This window comes from Corynebacterium sp. (assembly GCF_030530965.1).
In the GTDB taxonomy this organism is placed as follows: Bacteria; Actinomycetota; Actinomycetes; order Mycobacteriales; family Mycobacteriaceae; genus Corynebacterium.
Map to the genome: position 1 here is coordinate 126,849 of NZ_JAUMTY010000002.1, position 1,948 is coordinate 128,796.

At 55.1% G+C, this 1,948-nt stretch carries 1 protein-coding gene and 1 pseudogene; both read left to right on the forward strand.

What is annotated here, in order from left to right; all coding sequences use genetic code 11:
* Positions 1 to 1,435, forward strand: a 1,435-nt coding sequence (locus Q3981_RS01195; RefSeq protein ID WP_368410010.1) for a Dyp-type peroxidase, incomplete at its 5' end; no start/stop codon positions are given.
* Positions 1,436 to 1,676: 241 nt separating this feature from the next.
* A pseudogene (thrS, locus tag Q3981_RS01200) lies at positions 1,677 to 1,948 on the forward strand (threonine--tRNA ligase); the annotation flags it as partial.

A 1,948-nucleotide genomic window follows, 5' to 3' on the forward strand; every position in this document is an offset into this window, starting at 1 on the left:
GACGAAGAAGATGAACTCTTTGCCTCATAATTCCGCGGATGACGCAAACGCTCGTGTACAACGCCCTAACGACGATGAGCGCTCGAGCGATGGTGAACGAAGCAATACACCGGACGAAAGAAACGACCGAGGTGCAGACAGCACCCGACGCAACGTTTTTCGCCATGTGCTACGACGCCGTTCTTTCCTCACCGGTGGCCTAGGGGCCGGGGTTGCGCTGGGGGCATCAGGATTAGCTGCTTGCGGCCACGAAGACGATAACGCCACGACGTCGTCGTCGGAAGCTCTAGATCAGCGTGAAAAAAATGCTGCGGACGCGGTCAGCAACGCAGCAGGTCTCACGGGAATTGCTGATCAGACCGTTCCATTTGATGGACCGCACCAGGCGGGTATCGATACTCCGTCGCAGGCGTATGTCAATGTCATCGGGATTAATTGCATTGAGGGCATCGATAAGAAGGCCATGCAGCGCCTCATGGAGGTATGGACGTCTACGTCCCGAAAGCTGACCCAAGGTCAACCGCCGCTGGCTGAACTTGAACCGGAGATGGTCTCTCGGCCCGCCAACCTCACTGTCACTATTGGGTTTGGCCGTCCTCTGCTCGACAAACTACAGATGCAGGACAAGATCCCGTCGTGGCTTCATGACATTCCTGCTTTTGATCGGGACCGTCTCGACGATGCGTGGGGACAAACCGATCTAGCATTGCAGATCTGTTCAGATGACCCCACGACATTGGCCCATGCACGACGGTTCATTCTTCGAGCGGGGCAGCGGTATACGGAGCCCGTCTGGGAACAACAGGGATTTCTTTATGCGGCAGGTGCCCAAGCGAAAGGATCCACTCCGCGTAACTTGTTCGGTGTTCTCGACGGCACGGTTAACCCGCGTTCGGACAAGGAACTTTCCGATATCGTGTGGATTAATGATGGGCCTGCCTGGTTACGAGGGGGATCGGCGATGGTCATCCGTCGTATTTCCCTCAATCTCGATAGCTGGGATATTTTGGACCGCTCATCGCGAGAAGTAGTCTTCGGGCGAAAACTGAAATCCGGGGCGCCTCTGACAGGGGAGAAAGAGTTCGACGACCCAGACTTCGACAAAGTTGATAGCACAGGCCTTCCGATCATTGATCCGGAATCGCATATGGCGCGAGCCCACTATGAGGGCAACAATACTCATGAGCAGATTTTGCGTCGTGCCTTCAATTACAGCCTTCCGGTGTCTGGGCCGCACTCGCCGATTTCTGACGCTGGACTGATTTTTACCTGCTTCCAGCAGAATCCAGACACCCAATTCACACCGATTCAAAAACGGTTAGATCAGTCAGATCGTCTCAATGAGTGGATAACTCACATCGGTTCTGCTGTCTACGCGATTCCTCACGGCACCGCAGGTGAAGACAATTATTGGGCGGATGATCTCTTGGCATAGCCCCTTTTATTTGTGACGACGAACGGTCGTCACAAGGGCTGTGTTCGCCAGGTTCCCCGACGGTGCTACGCGTGCTGTCCGGTCATGCGGTAGAGTTTTGATCCGTCCCCGGCTGTTACCAGGTATGTGATAGCCATGTCACCACTAAGGAGTGCAATCAGTGTCTGCACTGTCGTCATCGGAAAAAAGCGCCTCATCAGTATCGTTTCAGGTCCCTGCTGGTACACCAGCTGGGGCAGCGATGAAGCCACTGGGCCTTCCCACCAAGGGGCCCGAAGCAGTGGTTTGCGTGAAGACTAATGATGGAACCATCCACGATCTATCATTCGCACCTACTGAGGACACTGAGGTCACCACGGTCATCGCAGCGAGCGATGAAGGACGGGCTGTCATTCGGCACAGTTGTACCCATGTGATGGCGCAGGCGGTTCAAGCGGAATTTCCAGGTACCAAGCTCGGAATCGGCCCCGCTATAGCGGACGGTTTCTACTACGACTTTGGCACCGACCACGC